The organism is Lacticaseibacillus pantheris DSM 15945 = JCM 12539 = NBRC 106106, assembly GCF_001311175.1.
Classification (GTDB): Bacteria; Bacillota; Bacilli; order Lactobacillales; family Lactobacillaceae; genus Lacticaseibacillus; species Lacticaseibacillus pantheris.
On record NZ_BBAI01000004.1, the window covers coordinates 1 to 18,512 of the forward strand.

Genomic DNA, 18,512 nt, shown 5'->3' on the forward strand with positions numbered 1-18,512 from the left:
TGCGGAGACGACTGGACCCGGAACGGTGACCGCTGTTAGGGGCTTGCCGCCGTAAGAGCGTAGCGATGTACGGCGCGACGAACTTAGAGACTGGCTGCCCGCACTTGGCAGGCAGGCTCTAAGTCGCACCGGAAACCGCGGTTTTTGCGGTTGGAGGTTTCGCCCTAGCAGCGGCCACCGTGGAGCGGTCCACCAGGTCGCAGTAAACCGCAGCACCCGCACCGGCCAGAACCGTCACCGAACCACCCAATCACCAAACCTACACTAAAGCTGGTAGAATAGCGGTATACATAACTTGGGGGTAACGAGGATGACGCAATACATAATTGGCGTGGATATCGGCACGACCAGTACCAAGGTGATTCTGTACGACGAAGCAGGCGCCCAGCTTGCTCGCGCCAACAACGGCTATGAGCTGTACCAGGACAGCACCGGCATGGCGGAGGAAGATCCCGACACGATTTATCAAGCGGTGATTCACGGGCTGGCCACGGTGATGCAAAGTGGCGGGGTGCCTGCTACCGACATTGCGGGTCTCGCTTTTTCCGCCGCCATGCACAGCATGATGCTGGTTGACGGCGACATGGCGCCATTGACCCGCCTGATGACGTGGGCCGACACGCGGGCCCGCGATGCTTACGATGTAATTTGTGATGCCTTCGATCAGGACAACCTTTTCGATCACGTCCCAATACCAGCGCACCCCATGACACCTTTGGCTAAACTCATCTGGTTGCGTGAACAGAATTCCGCTCTGCTCAGCCAGACACGGTACGTTTTGGGTATCAAGGAGTACGTGCTCCACCGTATGACCGGCGAGCTCGTTGAGGATTATTCCGTGGCGAGTGCCACCGGATTGATGGATGTGCAAACCATGCAGTGGTACGACGGCGCCCTCAAACTCACAGGTATCCGTCAGGAACAACTGCCGACTTTGGTAGATACGAATTACCAAATTCATGGGCTTCGTCATGCTGTAGCGGAGGCGACCGGCCTGGACGTTGCCACCACGGTGGTGGTTGGCGCCAGCGACGGTGCCTTAAGCAATTTGGGCTTAGGCGCGACGCAGCCGGGTGACGTGGCGGTCAACGTGGGGACGTCAGGTGCCGCCCGGGTCATTGTTGACCACGTTGTAACGGATCCCCATCACGCTTTGTTCACGTACTACGTGGCGCCGCATCAATGGTTGGTTGGCGGGGCGCTGAGTAACGGTGGCAACGTGTTGCGGTGGGCGCAGACGGCTTTGTTCCCGCACCTGCCAGACGCAGCCAGGCAGGTGGGTACGACCAGTGAGGCCACGCTCATGCACGCGGTGGCGGAATTGCCGGCGGGTGCGGATGGCGTCCTGTGCGTACCGTACTTCAACGGTTCCCGCGCGCCGTTGTGGGATCCCGATTCGCGGGCGTCATTCTACGGACTGAGCGCGCAGCACACCCGGCCGCACATGGCCCGCGCGGCGCTGGAGGGTGTGGCGTATGGGCTCAAAGTTGTGTTGGATGACCTAGAGGACTTAACTGGGCGCGCGGTAACCATCCGCGTGGGCGGAGGGTTGGCGCAAAGTGATGTATGGCGCACGATGTTGGCGGGTGTGCTGAACCAAGCGGTGATGGTGCCCGACAGCGTGGATAGTTCGGCTCTCGCGCTGCCATTATGGGACTACGCAGCCTGGGCATTGACGCGGCCGCGATGGAGCAGACGGCGCAGTCTGCGGGCAAAGTTGTGGAGCCGGATGAGGCCGATGCGGCGGCGTACGCGACTTTGTACGGTATCTGGAGTGAAATCATCTACAACAATGATGAAGTGGATGACCAGCTGGCAGCGTTTCAGGCCGGACGGAAGTGGGAGATTTAGTGCGAGAGCGAGTGTCTCATCAATTGCTTGCTATCTGCGAAGCCTCTGGTGGTAGTCTGATCACTGAATGCGTGACTGTACTTTACGGGTACCACGAATTCCCAACGTTTGTGTTTGTCCAAATTCAGCTGGGTGCCACGAACTGACGGGTGCCGGTAAAGTGGTGGTGGAGTGTGTCCGGAAACATGGTTGATACTGTAGCCTGAGGCCGCGTCGGTTGGTTGGTGAGTTGGAGGCGTGTGGGTCGGAGTGGTAACCACTGCCGGGGTGCAACGTTCTTATGGCTTTAGCCATTAGAACGCGACGAATTCTGAGACTGACCGGTGGTTTTTCGGGCAGGCTCAGAATCGCGGCGGAAACTCGCCCGCACTTGGCGAGTTGTAGCTTCGCCCTAGCAGTGGATTACCGCGGAGCGCCCACGAAAGCCGTAACTCACCAACCCGACCTACGCTGCCGGTTACCACCAGCCTAGCAATCTACGGAGTGGTTCACAAAGCCGCAACTCCACCACCACTTTGCCAGCACAGCACTCACTATACAAAAAAAACGTCCTGCAACCATCTGGCTGCAGGACGTTTCATTTACCTAAGCATTTTCTTTGGCAACGGGACGCCAGATACCCAGGATCAACCCGGCGACGACGGCACCGACAATCAGCGATACCAGGAACCCGACTTTCTGGTTCGTCAGGGCCAGGGCAACGATCCCACCGTGAGGGGCCGGCACGTTCACCCGGAACAGCTGGGTCAGGGCACCGGCAATTGCGGAACCGATGACGGAGCTACCAATGATGTGCACGGGGTCAGTGGCAGCAAACGGAATGGCGCCTTCAGTGATGAAGGTTAGACCCAAAGCGTAGTTGGAGATACCAGACTGACGTTCCTGTTCGGTGAACTTCTTCGGGAAGAACGTGGATGCTAGGGCGATAGCCAGTGGTGGAATCATCCCACCAACCATGACGGCGGCCATCCAGCGACCATCAGTGTAGTTGGATGCGGAGTAAATCCCGATGGCAAAAGTGTAAGCGGCTTTGTTGAAGGGGCCACCCATATCGATACTCATCATCGCGGCGAGGATTGTACCCACCAGGATGGCGTTACCAGTGCCCATGGATTCCAGGGCGCCAATCAAAGCACCGTTGATGGCAGCAAAGATTGGGTTCACGATGAAGAACATGACCAGACCAATTAACGCGAGGCCAATTACCGGATAGATCAGGATGGTTTTCATCCCGTCCAGACTGTGCGGCATGTTGGCGAACAACTTCTTCAGGCCAACAACCATCCAGCCGGCAACGAACCCGGCAACCAGGCCACCCAAGAATCCGGCTGGGTTCTGGGCTTTAACGAAGGATGCGGCGGTCAATGTCGCCATCCACCCACCAACGAACCCGGGCATGAGGGCCGGCCGGTCACCGATAGAGACGGCAATGTAGGCGGCTAGAACGGGAACCAAGAAACTGAAGGCGTAGTTACCCAGGTTGTTGGTGAACGTGAACAGTCCGGAGTGGGCACCCGCGTACCGTTCAAAGATGAAGGAGATGGCCATGATGATACCACCACCAACCACGAACGCAGCATGTTCGATACACCGTTCATCAGGTCCTTGTAGATGCGGTTCCACAAGCTGCCGGATTCTTCCTCTTCGTCATCCCCGCCGCACCGTTGCCGTGGAAGATGGCACCCTCGTCGTTCAAAGTGGTGTTAATCAACTCTTCTGGCTTCTTAATCCCGTCAATTACGGGGTGGTTGATCAGGTGCTTGCCGTCAAAGCGGTCCATATCGACCTTCTTGTCGGCTGCGATGATGACACCTTGGGCGCGCGCAATGTCGTTGGCGGTCAGCTTGTGCTTAACCCCTTCAGAGCCGTTGGTTTCGACCTTGATGTCGACGCCCATCTTTTCGGCTTGTTCCTTGAGCGCGGCTTCAGCCATGTACGTGTGTGCAATCCCGGTAGGACAGGCCGTTACGGCCACGATAAACGGCTTTGCGCCGGTCTGGATGGTCGCCGTTTGTGGGGCAGGGGCCGCTTCCTTAGCGTCGTCCGCCGCGTCTTTGGCTTCCTTAGCTGCCTGAGCGGCACTGAACAGGCTGACCACGTCGTCAGGTGTCTGGGCCTGCTTCAACTGGGCGACTAGGTCCGGGTTGATGAGCAGGGAGGATAATGCGGCGAGGGCCGCCAAGTGGGTGTTGTCGGCACCTTCAGGGGCGGCAATCATAAAGAACAGGTGGACCGGCTGGCCGTCCAGCGCGTTGAAGTCAATCCCGGCGTCGCTCTTGGCGAAGAGTACGGTCGCACGGCTTACGGCTTTGTCCTTAGCGTGCGGCATGGCGATGCCGTCACCGATACCGGTGGTGGATTCACCCTCACGCTTGCGGATGTCATCACCGTAAAGTTTGGCGTCAGTAATAATGCCTTGTTCGGCGTACTTGGCAACCATCTCATCGATGGCTTCCTCCTTGGTCGTGGCCTTGAGGTTCATAATCATGACGTCTTTAAGTAGTAGTTCGCGAATGTCCATGATAGTTGCTCCAATCCGTTTGGTTTATAGTTCTTCGATGCTGACGGTGGCCAGCACAGCGTCAATCTTTTCCTTATCGGCCAGGTCGGTTGAGAACGCGGTGGCGCTCCCGCAGGCGATGGCCGTTTTAAAACTCGTGAGTGCTTCGTGCGTCTGGGCAAAGGTGCCAGTGAAACCGGCCAACATGCTGTCGCCAGCCCCAACCCAGTTCTTAACGTCGCCCTTAGGTACGGTGCCGTGCCAGGCGTGGTCCTTAGTAATCATCAGTGCACCCGCACCAGCCATCGAGACGAGGACGTGTTGCGCGCCCATTTCGAGTAAGCGGCGACCACGTTCCACCACCTGCTGGAGGTCGGTGTACTCGTTGTCGGAGAAGAGTGCGGCCAGCTCGTGGTGGTTCGGTTTGACTACGAGCGGGTGCTCTGGCAACGTGTCTAGCAGCGCCTGACCGGTGGTGTCGATGACGAAGTCGGCCCCGTGTTGGTGAATCAGCGGAATCAGGTCGCGGTAGAACGAGTCGCCCAGGCCTTGCGGGATGCTACCAGCCATCACGACGACGTCTCCAGGCTGGAGGGCATCGAACTTAGCTTTGAACGCCGCAACGTTGTCCTCCGTAATGGTGGGGCCAGCGCCGTTCAGCTCGGTCTCGCTATCGGCTTTGAGCTTGACGTTAATCCGCGTGTCGCCGGCTGCTGGTGCAAAGTCGGTGTGTAGGCCCAGCGCGTGCAGGCTATCAGTGATGAATTCGCCGGTAAAGCCGCCGTTGAACCCCCAGGCTGTCGTGGGAATGTCGAGGGCCTGCAGAATCCGGGAGACGTTGATGCCTTTGCCCCCGGGCAGCTTGACGGCACTGGTGAGGCGGTTGACCGCCCCTAACTCCAGGTGGGGCAGGCCGATAACATAATCAATGGCGGGGTTCAGTGTGACTGAGTAAATCAAGTGCAGTACCTCTTTCTATTGCTGACGGACAGTCGGTGAATGTAGTGAATCAACGATGTTGCGACATTCATTGTACGGACTGCCCAGCGTCTCGATATCAGTGGTGATGATGGTGTGGGCCCGTAGCCCTACAATCTGGCTAAAGCTGGCCTGGTCGAACTTACTGTGGTCGGCCAGGATGAAGGTATCCACGGAGTGATCAATTGCCAGCCGCTTAATGGCGGCTTCCTCCGGGTCGGGGGTGGTGACCCCGTAGTCCGGGTGGATGCCGTTGGTACCAATAAAGGCGATGTTGAAGCGGAAGCGTTGCAGTTGCTGCGCTGCTTCGGCACCAATGACCGCTTTGGTGGTGGGCTTTAGTTGCCCCCCCAGCATGATGCTACGGATATTGTGGTCGGCCAGCAGTGATGCGTTATCAACCCCCGGGGTCACGACCGTGATGTCCGGAACGTCGTGCAGTAACGGCACCAGGTGCGCGGTCGTCGTGCCGGCGTCCAGGAAGATCAGGTCCCCGGCGCTGACGGCGGCCACCGCGGCTTGGGCAATCGCTGACTTAGCGTTAGTGTTCTGGTTGGCCTTCACCCGGACGGTCGGCTCGTCGCGCAGTCCGCCGCGGCGTTTGGCACCACCGTGGATCCGCTCGAGTAGACCTTCGTCCTCGAGGTCCGCCAAGTCGCGGCGGACGGTGGACGACGAGGTGGCCATGTCCGAGCAGAGGCTCTGGACGCTGACCATGCCGTCGCGGTCGAGCACGTGGAGAATATGGCGTTTGCGTTCGTCTGTAAGCACTTTCATCACCTTCCTGAACTTATTATACACGGAAAGTAACCATTGGCAACCATAAATGCGCAAAAAGCGTCAAAAAAAATGTCCAGGTGACCGCACAAACATTGCCGTTACAGCATTCGCCTATCGATGTAGTTTGCGAATTGGGTGCTGATTAACCGGTAAATACGACTTATTTACGTACATTAGGACATTAAAAGGCGACACCGTGCACACTTTTGGTGACTTTGTTTGGCAACCTATATCGAAAGAATTCAAAATAGTTGTAGCAAAGCGGCTATGGCGGGTGTACAATCTATTTAGAAAGATATCTAAATAGGGGGGCGAGCCAAATGGCAATGACCGAAACGTTAAAGGCGATTGCGGACCCGGTGCGGCGTGAGATTTTGGAGTTATTAAAGCAGCACTCATATTCTGCCGGCGAGATTGTCGACCACTTTGAACTGAGTCAAGCAACCGTGTCCTACCATTTAAAACTGTTGAAGCAAGCGGAATTAATTTCGGAGCGGCGTGAAAAAAAACTTTATCTACTATGACATTAATGCCAGCGTGTTCGAGGACGTGCTGACGTGGATTTACTCGATTGGAGGCTCACATCATGAATAAAACTAACCGTGTTCTGGCTTTTACGATTGCCGTTATCTGGCGCGTACTGTACGGGTGGGCCCATTATCCGGAATTACCAGCGCGCATGGCCACCCACTGGGGATTTAACAACCAGGTTAACGGGTGGATGCCTAAGGCGATGGCTGTTTACGGCATACCCGTGTTGATGACGTTGCTACAACTACTATTGGTCGGTATCACGCGGTTGAATGCTAACCATAAGGGCGAGGCGGTGCGCTTTGAACGGTTGCTGTACGCCATTATGCCGACGATTACAGTTATCCTGTACTTCACGACGATTCAGGCCAATCTGGGTAGTGATATCGACATTCGGCGGGTGGCAATCATCGTAGTGGCCATGATGTTCATGGGGATGGGTAACTACCTGCCAACAGTGCCCGCTGGCTATAACCGGACGCTGAATGGTATGCACAAAGCCGCGGCGGACCCTCGTACCTGGCCGCGAGTTGCCCGGGCGATGGGCTACACGATGGTCGGTGGTAGTTTGTTGATGATTGCCAGTCTGTTTGCACCCCCGATGGTGTCCGTGGCGGCGCTGGCAATCGCGGTGGTTTTGCTGCTGGCCGTGAGCTGGTGGGGGTACCGACTGTCGGTTCGGCAAGGATAATTATCGTGATGGCCGTGGAAATGAGGTCGTCCACCAAAAAAGCATCGGCCCACGTTGACGCGGGACGATGCTTTTTGGTGTGGCGGAGCGGTGACCAGCTAGTTGTCTTCACCGATGTTGAGAATCTCGGCGAACGTCAGTAGCAGCCACAATTTGGGACTAATGAGTTTGATTGTATTCGTGGGTGTAAGTCGCGCCAGGATGATCTGCGCGTGGCCCCCTTCAGGAAGGTAGTAGGCTGACACGAATCCAGCGTCACTAGTCGACCAGAAGTAGGGGATGGCCGTAGTTTGGTTGATAAATTCAAAAATTTCGATGTCGGTCCGGGCGGCAAGAAAGCGGCGAATACCACGTTCGTCAAAGCCGGTGTACTGGTGGCCCTTGGCGTCGCTTTTGTTGGTGCGGCGCTGTGCCACCAGTCTTTCCAGACAACTTTGTCGGCATCGGAGAGCGCTGCAATCACCTGGGTGACGGGGCGTGCGTCCTCCGGCTGGCGGTACGTCATCGAGATACGCGCATTGATGTTCAGCGTGTGCGCGATGATGATGGCCTCGGGATGACGCTTAATACGAGCGGCGGTGTTGCGGACCCGCCCCACGCGAGCGAGGTAGCGGACCACCTCCAACACGGTGAAGAATATCAGCACGCTCCACGGCCAAAACAGCACGATGTTAGCCGACCAGAAACTGGGGGTCGTTAATTGGTACCAGTACAGCGCCCCCAAAGTGGGATCGGATAGGTAGACGAACAGGCTGGTGAGTGCTAGGAGGATACTGACCGTCCACATGAGGTCGAGGATGGTGGTCCACAACCGGCGCACCCAAACCGTCGACCACACGACGCGGCCGCGGGTGAGTTGCTGCCGCAGTTGCGCAAGGAGCTCTTCTGATGTTCTGGCCACGGTAATCACCTCCACGACAGCCTTTGATGTGGTGCACTCCTGTTATTATATCAAAGACTGGGCTTGTGACCACCGATGGTTACCAGGATTAAACAGTTTTGGGCTCGAATTACGCCGGTTGAAGGGTGATAACTTTGGTTGCTACGGCGTCAATAAAGTGTTGGTCGTGCTCCGTGAGTAGCATGGTGGGTTGAACGGAATTGATGACGTCGATGAGTTGATCCTGGTTGAATACATCCAGGTAATTCAGCGGTTCGTCCCACACGTAGAGGCCGGTTGGCGTTGCCAGACTAGCAGCGAGCTCCACCTTTTTTTTGCTGACCGGCGGACATTTGCTCGATGGGCACCGCAAATACGGACCGTTCAACGCCTAGCTGCTTGAGGTTCCGAAGCAATTCTTGGTAATCAACGCCCCTTTGTTCGGCAAAGTCGCCGAGGAGACCGCGATTATCGGGAAAAAGCTGGCGGACGTGGCTTGCCTGTGCCGACTGCACGACGGTAATTTCGCCGTCAACGTGGCCGGCAAAGTTGCCCTGCAGCGCCTGATGAGTGAGGTCTTGCCCGCACCGTTCGGCCCCACGACGGCTACCTGTTCGCCGCGCTTCACGGTGAACGAAACCGGCGCGAACAGGGGCTGGTCGCCGTAACTCAGACTGAGGTTGCGGACGGTAATCAGGACGTCGTGGTGGTCCGGTGTGTACAGCATATGGAGCGGCTCGATGTACTCCACGTTTTGCAGCAGTTTTTCCTTGGCCGCAATTTCATCGTCCATACGGTGTTCCAGGTGCTTGGCCTTCTTCATGGTGCGCGCCGCCCGTGCGGTGATGAACCCCTTATCGGCGATGGTGCCGTCGCCCTGGGTGCTCCCCTTCACGTGGCGGTTACCGTGCTTGTCGGCCTCCCGGTTGCCGGACCAGTCCCGCTTGGCCCGCGCGGTGGCCTGCAGTCGCCCGATGTCTTTGCGCAGTTGGGACTGTTCCGCCTGCTCGCGTTGATCCTGCGCGTCTTTGGTTTGCGTATAGGTGGCAAAGTTGCCCTGCATCAGCGTGATGCCCTGTTTCTCGATGGCGAGGGTATGATCGGTGACGGCATTAAGAAAGTCGCGGTCGTGGGCGACAACGATGTAGCCCTGGCGCTTACCGTTCAGGTAGGTAGCCACTTGCTCGCGGCTAGCGTGGTCCAGGTGTTGGTGGGTTCGTCAATAAGCGGGAAGCTGGTGTTGTCGGCAAACAGTACGGCCAGCAGGAGCTTGGTTTGCTCGCCGCCGGATAGGCTGTCAAAGGGGCGGTAGAGGGTATCGCTGGGCACGCCCAGGAGCGTTAATTCACGCTCAACCATCCAGGTTTCGCTAGTGGTAATATCGTCGATCACCATCCACGCGTCACGGGAGGTGTCACGGACCGGTTGCGGAAAGTAGGTGACGGGTACGGGCACGTTGATGCTGCCGGTGCCGGTTAGTTGCCCACGCAATAGGTTGAGCAGGGTGGATTTACCGCGCGTTACGGCCGGTTAAACCGAGGTGCCAACTGGTATCGAGGTGATGCTTTGGTCGGTGAAAATATCGTCCTGGCCGGGATAGGCAAAGGTGAGGTGGTTAATAGTAATGGTGGACATGATGGACCTCCTTGGGGATACGCAAACGCCGCCAGTCCGGGTGGTGTAACCAGACTGGCGGCGCGTTTATACAAAGCGGGCATGGTGCCCCGACTTTGCGGACCGGACCTTGAAGCGTTGTTCTAACCAATCATGGCGACACCAAACGGAACCAGTACGTTGACTGGCGGCGTGGTGACATGCAACTGTGATTGGTTAGTTCTTCAATGGCCGCGGCCTCCTCTCGATTTCTACTGCCAATGTTATACCATGCCGACCTGACGTGCGTCAACGGTAGTGGTTGGTGACGGCAGCGTTGGTCGAGGTGGTGGGCTCCGGCTTACGTGGGTGCTCCGCGGTAACCACTGCTAGGGCGAAGCTACAACCCGCCAGGTGCGGGCGTGTTTCCGCCGCGATTCCAAGCCCGTCCGGAAAACCACCGGTCAGTCTCAGAAGTCGTCGCGTTCTAACGGCTAAAGCCAATGGAGCTCTCGGACTGGCTGCGCCATTCCTGCGAGAAGCAGGCAGTGGTTACCATTCCGACCCCACACGCCTCCGCTCACCAGCCCGACCGACGCGGCCGCCCGCTACTGTGTCCACAACCGCTACAGTCACGACACCCAGACCCAAAGTCCTCCCGCTGTTTCCCATTATATGTAGTAATGTCGGAAAACACCGTAGTTTGAGTGAACAATCGCGTGAACACTTCCTGCACGGGGAATACGGCGGGACTTCGAGGCGCGTTGTCAAAATTGACAGTCTAACTTCACACCGTGCCGGGCATGGATGGCCACGCTATTTTAACGTTATATCAAACTTATCTATTCATTGTAACGACTGACATCTACCGTTGGTCGTACTGGTGTGGTGGCTCCGGTCGCGGGGACCAGCCGCTCAACCGGAGCCATCACGCTAGTACGACCAGCCACTAGCAGTGGTCCACCAAGTCGCAGTATCCCACCAGCCAGAACCACCAATAGCACGACGAAGCCCCCGACCAAGGCAGGCCGGGGGCAACGTGTTAGTCTTCATCTAGATACTTAGCCAAGCGTCCGGCCTGGGTGGCGTCCACCGCGGCCGTGATGCGCGTGCCGTTATCGGTGTACTCAGTCGCGTCAATCTTGAGGTGGTCGTTAATGTAGCTGACCACCTGGCCGTCGCTAAACGGTATCAGGTAGCGGTGCGTTTCTTCGTGGGCGAACAGTTTCTCCTCGATTAGGGCCGCTAACTTCTCCAGTGACGCTTGGTCACGCGCGGAGAAAATCAGTTCCGAGTCGCCGACCATTTCGGGGTAGACGGTATCGGCACGCAGGTCGGCTTTGTTATCGATGATAATAGTGGGCACGTCGTGAATGCCGATGTCGGCCAAAGTCGCTTCGGTGACCGCCATCATGTCCTGGTAATGCGGGTCAGCGTAGTCCACCACGTGGAGTAGCAGGTCCGCGTTCTTGGCTTCGGCCAACGTGGCCTTGAAGGAATCCACCAGCTTGGTGGGTAACTTACTGACGAAGCGACCGTGTCGCTCAATAGGAACGCGCGGTTGCTCGGCAGCTCGATTTTGCGCACCGAGGTGTCGAGCGTGGCGAACAGCATGTCCTTCTCCTCGACGTTCTTGGTCTCACCCTGCTCGGCAAAGAGGTTGAGGAGACCGTTCATGGTGGTGGACTTACCGGCGTTGGTATAGCCGACTAGGGCGACCGTCGGCAGGTGGCTCTCGTTGCGCTGGGCGCTGCGGGTCTCCTCGTCTTTGGCCTCATCGGCGAGCTCCTGCTTCAAGCGACTGATGCGCTTGGTGAGGCGCCGTTTGTCCAGTTCGAGTTGTGTTTCACCACTACCACGGTTGGCGAGGCCAGCCCCACCAGCACCGGTACCAGCGCTTTGCTGGTCAAAGTTGGCGTTGCGCTGACGCAGCCGGGGCAGGGCGTACCGTAGCTGGGCGATTTCGACCTGGGTTTTGGCCTGCTTGGAGCGGGCGCGGGTCCCAAAGATGTCGAGAATCAGCTGGGTGCGGTCAATGACGTCCACGCCGATAATCTTTTCGAGGTTGCGCAGCTGGCTGGGAGTCAGCTCGTCGTTCACGATGATGGCTTGAGCGCCTTTCAGCCGGGCCAACTCGCCAATTTCTTCGGCTTTGCCTTTACCAAAATAGGTGGCGGCGATCACCTGGTCGACGTTCTGGCGCACGGAGTCGACCACCACGTAATTATTGGCCGCAGCGAGATTGGCCAGCTCGGTCATTGTGTAATCAAAGTTCGGTTGGCGCCGGGAGATGCCGGCGACGATGGCGTTGGTTTGTGTTTCGGGCATAAAAAAAATCCTCCTCACGGGCACGTCGGTTGAGCCAGCGTACCTGATGCGATGCTTGTGGTGTACCCCACAACATAGTAACTGTGCGATTGCGGGTGGTTAACAGGCATGAAAAAAAAGGGCCGCTGGGGCCCTACAGGTGCTCGATTACGGGCACACGTATCAGTCAGCGCACTGTTTCATTAACCTGCCAAAACAACACTTCTAATACGCATGTCCTTGCACCTCTTTCCGGAATAATTGTCCTCATTGTACCACATCCGTCCCCGTGTCTGGGGTGTTAGTGAACACAAAGTGGGGTGAACACGCGGGTGGACTTTGGGACTGCGGCTTACGTGCCCTCCGCCGTGGATTGCTACAGTAGTGTTGGCGGCCGCGTCGGTCGAACCGGTGAGCTGCGGCTTACGTGGGGTGCTCCATGGTAACCACTGCTAGGGCGAAGGCTCCAACCCGCCAAGTGCGGGCGTGTTTCCGCCGCGATTCAGAGCCTGACCGAAAGCCCACCGCCACTTTGCCAGCACTCCCCCAAAAAAACTATTTGGCCAGGAACATGTGCATGTAGACGCGGTAAGATAGGAGTCCGAAGACAATGATTGAGCCGACTAGCCAAGCAACGGCGATTATATCGGTGTGCTGGCCGACCACTGCCGCCTGGTCGAGTAGCCCGCGGGCCGCATTGACAATCGGAGTCATTGGTTGGTGGTCCGCAAAAATTTGGATGGGTTTCGCCATTCCTTTAGTAGGCATGAGGCCGAACTGACAAACAGCAGCATCAACAGAACGTACGAGAAACCACCCGCTGATGCGTAGTTATCCGCTTTGAGTGAAAACGGGACCGCCAGCAGCGTGATGCCCAGGCCAAAGAGGACGGACAGGCCCAGGAACATGAAGGCTGAACCAAGCGTTGCGTCGGTCCGGTAACCCATCGCCACGCCGACTAGGAAGACCAGCGCTTCGGCAATCAGCATAAAAATTACTGACGCCAACACGTGTGAACCAAGTATTACCCAGCGCGATATTGGCAGTGAGTGCAACCTATCCAGGAACCCCGACGTGCGGTCGAAGTTGATGCGCATGGACGTATAGGCTGAGCCCATCGCCATTGTCAGGAGCAAAAATCCGGGCAAAGCATAGCGCAGGTAGGCGGACGCGCCGTTACCGTTGCCAGTAACGATGTTGCCACCCATGACGTACACAAAGAACAGTAGCATGAACATCGGCATCGCAATCACGGTGATGATGGTGTCCGCATTCGTCAAATTTTGACGAATAATGCGCCCCGTGAGGACGCCGAGTTGCTTAATGGTTTTCATATTTTTCCACCTTTCCAGTGACGTCCAGAAAAACCGACTCCAGGTTAGTTTCGTCACGGTCGAAGTGCTCAACGTTAATTTGGGCGTCCAGTAGGCTTGCCAAAGCAGCGTTACCGCTGTCAGCGGATAGTGTCACACCGTGTTCGGCCTGCACATAGTGAATGCCTGCTTTAGACAAAGCCGTTCCTGCCGCATCCTGGTCGGAAGGGGCGACCTGCAGCGTGTACGTAGCGGCGACGCGTTGCTTGATTGCCGCCGGGGTGCCGTATTTAACAATGGTGCCGTCATGGATAAAGGCTATATGGTCGGATAGGGCGTCGGCCTCATCGAGGTACTGCGTGGTAAGGAAGACCGTTTTACCGGCATCGCGAATTTCGCGAATCATCTGCCAAAGCTCCAGCCGGTTCTGGGGATCCACCCGGTTGTGGGCTCGTCAAGAAATACGATTTGCGGATTGCCGATCAGTGACATCGCAATATCTAGGCGTCGGCGCATACCTCCTGAGTAGGTTTTAACTTTTCGGTGTAAAAAGTCGGTCAGGTTCAACCGTGTTGCGAGCACGGCAATCTCCGCCCGCTCGTTCCTGACCCCACGAAGTTGTGCAATTAGCCGCAGGTTTTCGGCACCGGAAAATTCGCCGTCAAGTGTGGCAGTTTGCGCGTTCAGGCTGATTAGCTTGCGCACTGCGTTGCCATCTTTGCGTGGGTCGAAGCCCATGATGCTCACGGTGCCAGAGTTTGGCAGGGAGAGTGTGGTCAAAATGTTGATCAGGGTGCTTTTGCCGGCACCGTTAGCGCCCAGCAAGGTGAAAATTTCACCTTGTTGGACGTCAAGGTTAACGCCTTTGAGTACTGAGAGCTCGCCAAAGTTTTTGGTAACGCCGCGGACTGTGATTGCGTTCATGATTGCTCAGCCTCCGCCACCTGTTTGCGCAGCTGATTGCGGTACTTTATCAGCCAGAGTTCGTCGGGGTATTGTGCCATGATGTTTTCGGCGAATTCTACCGGGTCATCACCGACAATTTGTAGGACGGGCACGTTCTCCGCTGCGTTTTCCTGGAAGATACGCAAAATTTCTTCAAGGACGTCCATCATGGCCCCACTGCGGGCGAAGTTCCACATATATTTGGTGAGGGCGGTTACGGTTGCTGCGTAAGGCGCGGGTAAGGCCGCGACGTCCTTAGTGAACTGCTTGTAGCGCTTTTTGTCCTTAATCATGTTGTTGATGCTACTTTTAATGTTAGGCATGGCTTTGCTCCTTCAATTTGTTCATGGTAGCGCCCAGAAAGTCCCATTTTTGCCAGAATTCGTGCAGGTATTGTTCACCTGCTGGGTTGAGTGTGTAGAACTTGCGGGGTGGGCCCATCTCGGACTTACGCCGGTCGACGTTCAGCAATCCCTTTTTCTCGAGTCGCAGAAGCACGGTGTAGACGGTACCTTCAACGATGTCTTCAAAGCCGAGGTCGACCAGGTAGGTGGTGATTTCGTATCCGTACGTTTCGCTTTGGGCAATACGCTGAAGGACGATACCTTCGAGTGCACCCTTCAATAATTCGGTTAGACCTTTCAATTCGTTCACCTCTCAAAAGCTGCTAGCTAGCTGGTTGCACTTAACGTTCGTTAGTAATTGTCGCCTACTCGGTAATACTAGGTACGGGTACATAGTAACGGTAGGTACTGGGAATGTCAATACGTCTAGTGTAGGTGACCCGAACCCGTGGGGTAGCGGAAGACGGGGTTCACGAGTACCTGTCTGTCTGCCGCAGTCCCCCCCGCAAGAATGGCCAGGTTGTATTTATACTCATCGTTGCTATACGGGGTAGGTAAATGTGCAACATAACTATCTGGTCAATGCAAGGATCAAGCTTCGAACTAACGGGTGCTGGCAAAGTGGTGGTGAAGTGGAGGCATTGTGCTGGAAGACGTGGTTGCAACATTAGTAGTTAGAGGCCGCGTCGGTCGGGTTGGTGAGTGGAGGTGTGTGGGTCGGAGCGGTAACCACTGCCGGGGGGTACCGCCGTAGGAACGCAGTGACGTACGGCGCGACGAATTCTGAGACTGACCGGCGGGCTTCCGGGCAGGCTCAGAATCGCACCGGAAACTCGCGTGTACTTGGCGAGTTGGAGGTTTCGCCCTAGCAGTGGATTACCGCGGAGTGCCCACGAAAGCCGTAACTCACCAACCCGACCAACGCGGCCGGCGACCACTGCTGTGGCAACTACGGCGCAGGGCACAAATCCGCAACCCCACCGCCACTTTGCCAGCACACCCACCCACCTTTGCCAAACCAGGGAAGTTTGGTAACATGGTTGAGGCACATTTACAATGCAATTTTTCATTAAAATACATATCGAGGACCAACCCATGCGTCGTTTTAGCAATAAGTCACCCGGTCGTCAGTCCAGTTGTTTGCTGTAAACACTAGACTGAGGACATAAAATATGAATAATCAACAATCGCAACAACGCTTCATCCCCTGGGTGATCGTCGGCCTGATGGACTTTGTGACCGTCATCGGCTTTGACGATATTATCTACAACTTCCAGAACCAGGGGCTCGTTGCCGTCTTCACGTGGGTCGTCATGACGGTGCTGTACGTGATTCCGTACAACCTGATTGTGGCCCACATGGCTCGCAGTTCGAGGATCGTGGCGGTGGCATTACCTCCTGGATGCGCGCGGTGAATGGGGACAAAGTTGGCTACTTTGCCGCGTGGTTCTACTGGATTACTGGTTTGCCGTACGTGGTGGACGTCGCCAACTCCGTCGTTATCTCGCTGGGGTGGATCATTACCGGTAACGGTGACATCCAAAGTCACCTGGGCAACGCCTGGTTTGGTATCCTAACGGCCGTTATCTTCGTTGGCTTCATCTGGTTCCAGCACCTGTTCAAGAACCGCTCGCTCGAGATTCTCAGTACCATTGGTGGTGGGGCCATGTTCCTGATGACCATTCTCTTCGTGGTCATGACGTTTGCGGGGTTGACCTCGGGTAAGCCGATTGCGACCCACCCGTTCAACTTGCACGCCTTTCTGCCGAAACACTTTGACTTCCGGTTCCTGGCCACCTTTGGCCTGTTTGTCTTTGCGATGAACGGCTCGGAAATCGCGGCACCGTACACCAAAGACATGAAGCACCCGTCCCGGGACTTCCCGAAAGCCCTCAAGATGATTGCCATCATGACCATGTTCCTAACGCTGTTTGGTACGTTCAGTCTGGGTGTGTACTTCAATGCGCACCACCTGCCGAATGACCTCAAGATGAACGGTTCGTACTACGCGTTCCAGGCTATTGGTCGCAGTACGGGATGGGTAACGTGTTGATGTACATCTTTGCCGCCGTCCAGGGTATCTACATGTTGGCACAACTGGCCGTGATTCTGGATGCGTCCACGCGGATCTTCCTGGGTGACGTGGCCAAGCAGTACATGCCCAAGCAGCTAACCAAGCTGACCAGCGACGGGTTGCCAATTAACGGTTACTGGCTGACCACCGCTATCTGTGGCATCATCATGGCGCTAGCGGGGATGTTGCCGCAGATTAACGACATCTTTAACTGGCTGTTGAACCTGAACGGGATCGTCAGCCCAGCCAGCACGCTGTTCCTGTTCTGGGCGTACATTATGGTTCGTAAGCACAACGAACAGTATCACGGTGGCGATTACGTCTACCTAAAACACCGGTGGGCCGGGTTGACCGTCGGCTGGTGGATGTTCGGTATCACCGCGCTGCTGGCTGTCCTTGGATTCTTCCCGGTCGACGCCGTGTTTGGTACGGGTAAGTGGACTATGGAAATGATCCTGAACATCGGGGTGACGGCCGGTATGATCGTCCTCGGTTTCCTGATGCCGTGGGTGGCAAAACGCCAGGCTGCGGCCCGTGGCGGTATCGCCTTTGGCAAAGGGACGTGGTACACCCTGACCGGTGTGATGCTGGTGGTACTGATTGGCCTGACCTCATGGGGGTTAGTTGAGTCGCTGCTACCAGCCAGCATGGGGCTCCTCCGCTGGCTCGTGGTACTGGCGGTCGACGCCGTGATTTTCGTAGTTGTTTGGGGGATGACCAAGGATGGTCGCACCCAGGTCAGCAGCTACCAGGATTAATTAATGGATACAAAGTAGGGGACGACGCCGTTGCGGTTGTGACGGGTGGCGTCCTTTTTGCGTGCCAGTGATTGTTCACTGCACTTTTCAGCCTTCCGCCCGATGAATCGGCGCGCAGAGACCAGTACTATAATAAGTGTTCCGCGGTTATCAACGTGTAGCCGCGTAGTAACTGTAAGTAATCAAACGGGAGGGTATCATTATGACTAACCAAAACGTCGTGTCTGTACGCGACCTAACAAAAACATACGGTAAGAAGGGTGAAAAGCAGTACCAAGCGTTAAAGGGGATTAGCTTTGACGTGGCGCCCGGCGAGTTTGTCGGCATCATGGGTGCAAGTGGCTCTGGGAAAACCACTTTGTTGAACCTATTGAGTACCCTGGATCAGCCAACGAGCGGCTCCGTCACCATTAACGGTACGGACGTGACGCAGTTGAGCGGCGACCAGTTAGCTGACTTCCGCGCGCAAACGATCGGATTCATTTTTCAGGACTTTAACTTGCTAGAAACCCTGACGGCGCGGGAAAACATTGCTTTGCCACTAGCACTGCAAAACGTTCCGTCCGGCCGTATCGCTGAGGACGTGGACGCCATCGCGCAACGGCTGGGCATTACGCCCATCTTGGATTCCTACCCGAGCGCCATCAGTGGTGGGCAAAAGCAGCGTGTCGCTGCGGCCCGTGCGTTGGTGCACAAGCCGGCCATCCTCTTTGGGGATGAACCGACGGGGGCCTTGGACTCCCAGAGCGCCCGGGAGTTACTGGAAACGATGAAAATGTTGAACACTGACCAGGAAGTACCCATCCTGCTTGTCACGCACGATCCGTTCTCGGCGAGCTACGCCCAGCGGATTTTGCTCATCAAGGACGGGGTGATCGGTCAGGAAATCAAGCGTGGGGACCGCAGCCGCGAGGAGTTTTACCGCGAACTGCTTGACGTCCTCGGCACGTTCCAGAACTAGGGGGTG

The 18,512-nt window shown here is 56.4% G+C and carries 12 protein-coding genes and 5 pseudogenes; 5 read left to right on the forward strand and 12 right to left on the reverse strand.

Going from position 1 to position 18,512, the window contains the following annotated elements:
* Window positions 1-310: 310 nt before the first annotated feature.
* On the forward strand, window positions 311-1,906 hold the full coding sequence (locus JCM12539_RS02435) for a gluconokinase (RefSeq protein WP_054648990.1): 1,596 nt from the start codon (window positions 311-313) through the stop codon (window positions 1,904-1,906).
* 530 nt (window positions 1,907-2,436) lie between these two features.
* Here JCM12539_RS02435 and JCM12539_RS02440 read toward each other — a convergent pair.
* The 3 genes and pseudogenes from JCM12539_RS02440 to JCM12539_RS02450 all read right to left on the reverse strand — a co-directional run bounded on the left by JCM12539_RS02440 (window position 2,437) and on the right by JCM12539_RS02450 (window position 6,100).
* Window positions 2,437-4,372: pseudogene (locus JCM12539_RS02440) on the reverse strand (PTS fructose transporter subunit IIABC).
* Between the two features lie 24 nt (window positions 4,373-4,396).
* The gene (pfkB, locus tag JCM12539_RS02445; protein WP_054648992.1) at window positions 4,397-5,311 is read right to left on the reverse strand and encodes a 1-phosphofructokinase; all 915 of its coding nucleotides are present in this window, start codon (window positions 5,309-5,311) and stop codon (window positions 4,397-4,399) included.
* Between the two features lie 15 nt (window positions 5,312-5,326).
* The gene (locus tag JCM12539_RS02450; protein WP_082405292.1) at window positions 5,327-6,100 is read right to left on the reverse strand and encodes a DeoR/GlpR family DNA-binding transcription regulator; all 774 of its coding nucleotides are present in this window, start codon (window positions 6,098-6,100) and stop codon (window positions 5,327-5,329) included.
* Window positions 6,101-6,429: 329 nt separating this feature from the next.
* Here JCM12539_RS02450 and JCM12539_RS02455 point away from each other — a divergent pair.
* A pseudogene (locus tag JCM12539_RS02455) lies at window positions 6,430-6,703 on the forward strand (autorepressor SdpR family transcription factor).
* Window positions 6,696-7,331, forward strand: coding sequence for a DUF1648 domain-containing protein (locus JCM12539_RS02460; RefSeq protein ID WP_054648996.1), 636 nt, complete (start codon window positions 6,696-6,698; stop codon window positions 7,329-7,331). The pseudogene JCM12539_RS02455 and the gene JCM12539_RS02460 overlap by 8 nt, the downstream one beginning before the upstream one ends.
* A gap of 136 nt (window positions 7,332-7,467) precedes the next feature.
* Here JCM12539_RS02460 and JCM12539_RS13020 read toward each other — a convergent pair whose 3' ends face one another.
* The 9 genes and pseudogenes from JCM12539_RS13020 to JCM12539_RS02495 form a co-directional block, all read right to left on the reverse strand.
* A complete protein-coding gene (locus JCM12539_RS13020; RefSeq protein WP_156302007.1) occupies window positions 7,468-8,232 on the reverse strand; it encodes a hypothetical protein in 765 nt (254 codons plus the stop codon).
* A gap of 109 nt (window positions 8,233-8,341) precedes the next feature.
* Window positions 8,342-9,846 (reverse strand): annotated as a pseudogene (abc-f, locus tag JCM12539_RS02470) (ribosomal protection-like ABC-F family protein).
* 1,000 nt (window positions 9,847-10,846) lie between these two features.
* A pseudogene (gene hflX, locus JCM12539_RS02475) lies at window positions 10,847-12,132 on the reverse strand (GTPase HflX).
* A 534-nt stretch (window positions 12,133-12,666) separates the two neighbouring features.
* Window positions 12,667-12,825 (reverse strand): hypothetical protein, encoded by a 159-nt coding sequence (locus JCM12539_RS13780; protein ID WP_225350193.1) that lies wholly within the window; start codon window positions 12,823-12,825, stop codon window positions 12,667-12,669.
* A complete protein-coding gene (locus JCM12539_RS02480; RefSeq protein ID WP_225350194.1) occupies window positions 12,822-13,445 on the reverse strand; it encodes an ABC transporter permease in 624 nt (207 codons plus the stop codon). Before JCM12539_RS02480 ends, JCM12539_RS13780 begins: the two co-directional genes overlap by 4 nt.
* Window positions 13,432-13,830, reverse strand: coding sequence for an ATP-binding cassette domain-containing protein (locus JCM12539_RS13785; protein WP_225350195.1), 399 nt, complete (start codon window positions 13,828-13,830; stop codon window positions 13,432-13,434). Before JCM12539_RS13785 ends, JCM12539_RS02480 begins: the two co-directional genes overlap by 14 nt.
* A complete protein-coding gene (locus tag JCM12539_RS13790; RefSeq protein WP_225350196.1) occupies window positions 13,827-14,348 on the reverse strand; it encodes an ABC transporter ATP-binding protein in 522 nt (173 codons plus the stop codon). The genes JCM12539_RS13785 and JCM12539_RS13790 overlap by 4 nt, the downstream gene beginning before the upstream one ends.
* Window positions 14,345-14,692 (reverse strand): DUF1048 domain-containing protein, encoded by a 348-nt coding sequence (locus tag JCM12539_RS02490; protein WP_054649000.1) that lies wholly within the window; start codon window positions 14,690-14,692, stop codon window positions 14,345-14,347. Before JCM12539_RS02490 ends, JCM12539_RS13790 begins: the two co-directional genes overlap by 4 nt.
* Window positions 14,685-15,014, reverse strand: coding sequence for a PadR family transcriptional regulator (locus tag JCM12539_RS02495; protein WP_054649002.1), 330 nt, complete (start codon window positions 15,012-15,014; stop codon window positions 14,685-14,687). Before JCM12539_RS02495 ends, JCM12539_RS02490 begins: the two co-directional genes overlap by 8 nt.
* An 871-nt stretch (window positions 15,015-15,885) precedes the next feature.
* On the opposite strand from JCM12539_RS02495, the pseudogene JCM12539_RS02500 reads away from it, so the two are divergent.
* Together JCM12539_RS02500 and JCM12539_RS02505 are read left to right on the forward strand one after the other, a co-directional pair.
* Window positions 15,886-17,545: pseudogene (locus JCM12539_RS02500) on the forward strand (APC family permease).
* A 202-nt stretch (window positions 17,546-17,747) separates the two neighbouring features.
* Window positions 17,748-18,506, forward strand: a complete 759-nt coding sequence (locus JCM12539_RS02505) for an ABC transporter ATP-binding protein (RefSeq protein WP_054649004.1) — start codon at window positions 17,748-17,750, stop codon at window positions 18,504-18,506.
* Window positions 18,507-18,512 lie beyond the last annotated feature (6 nt).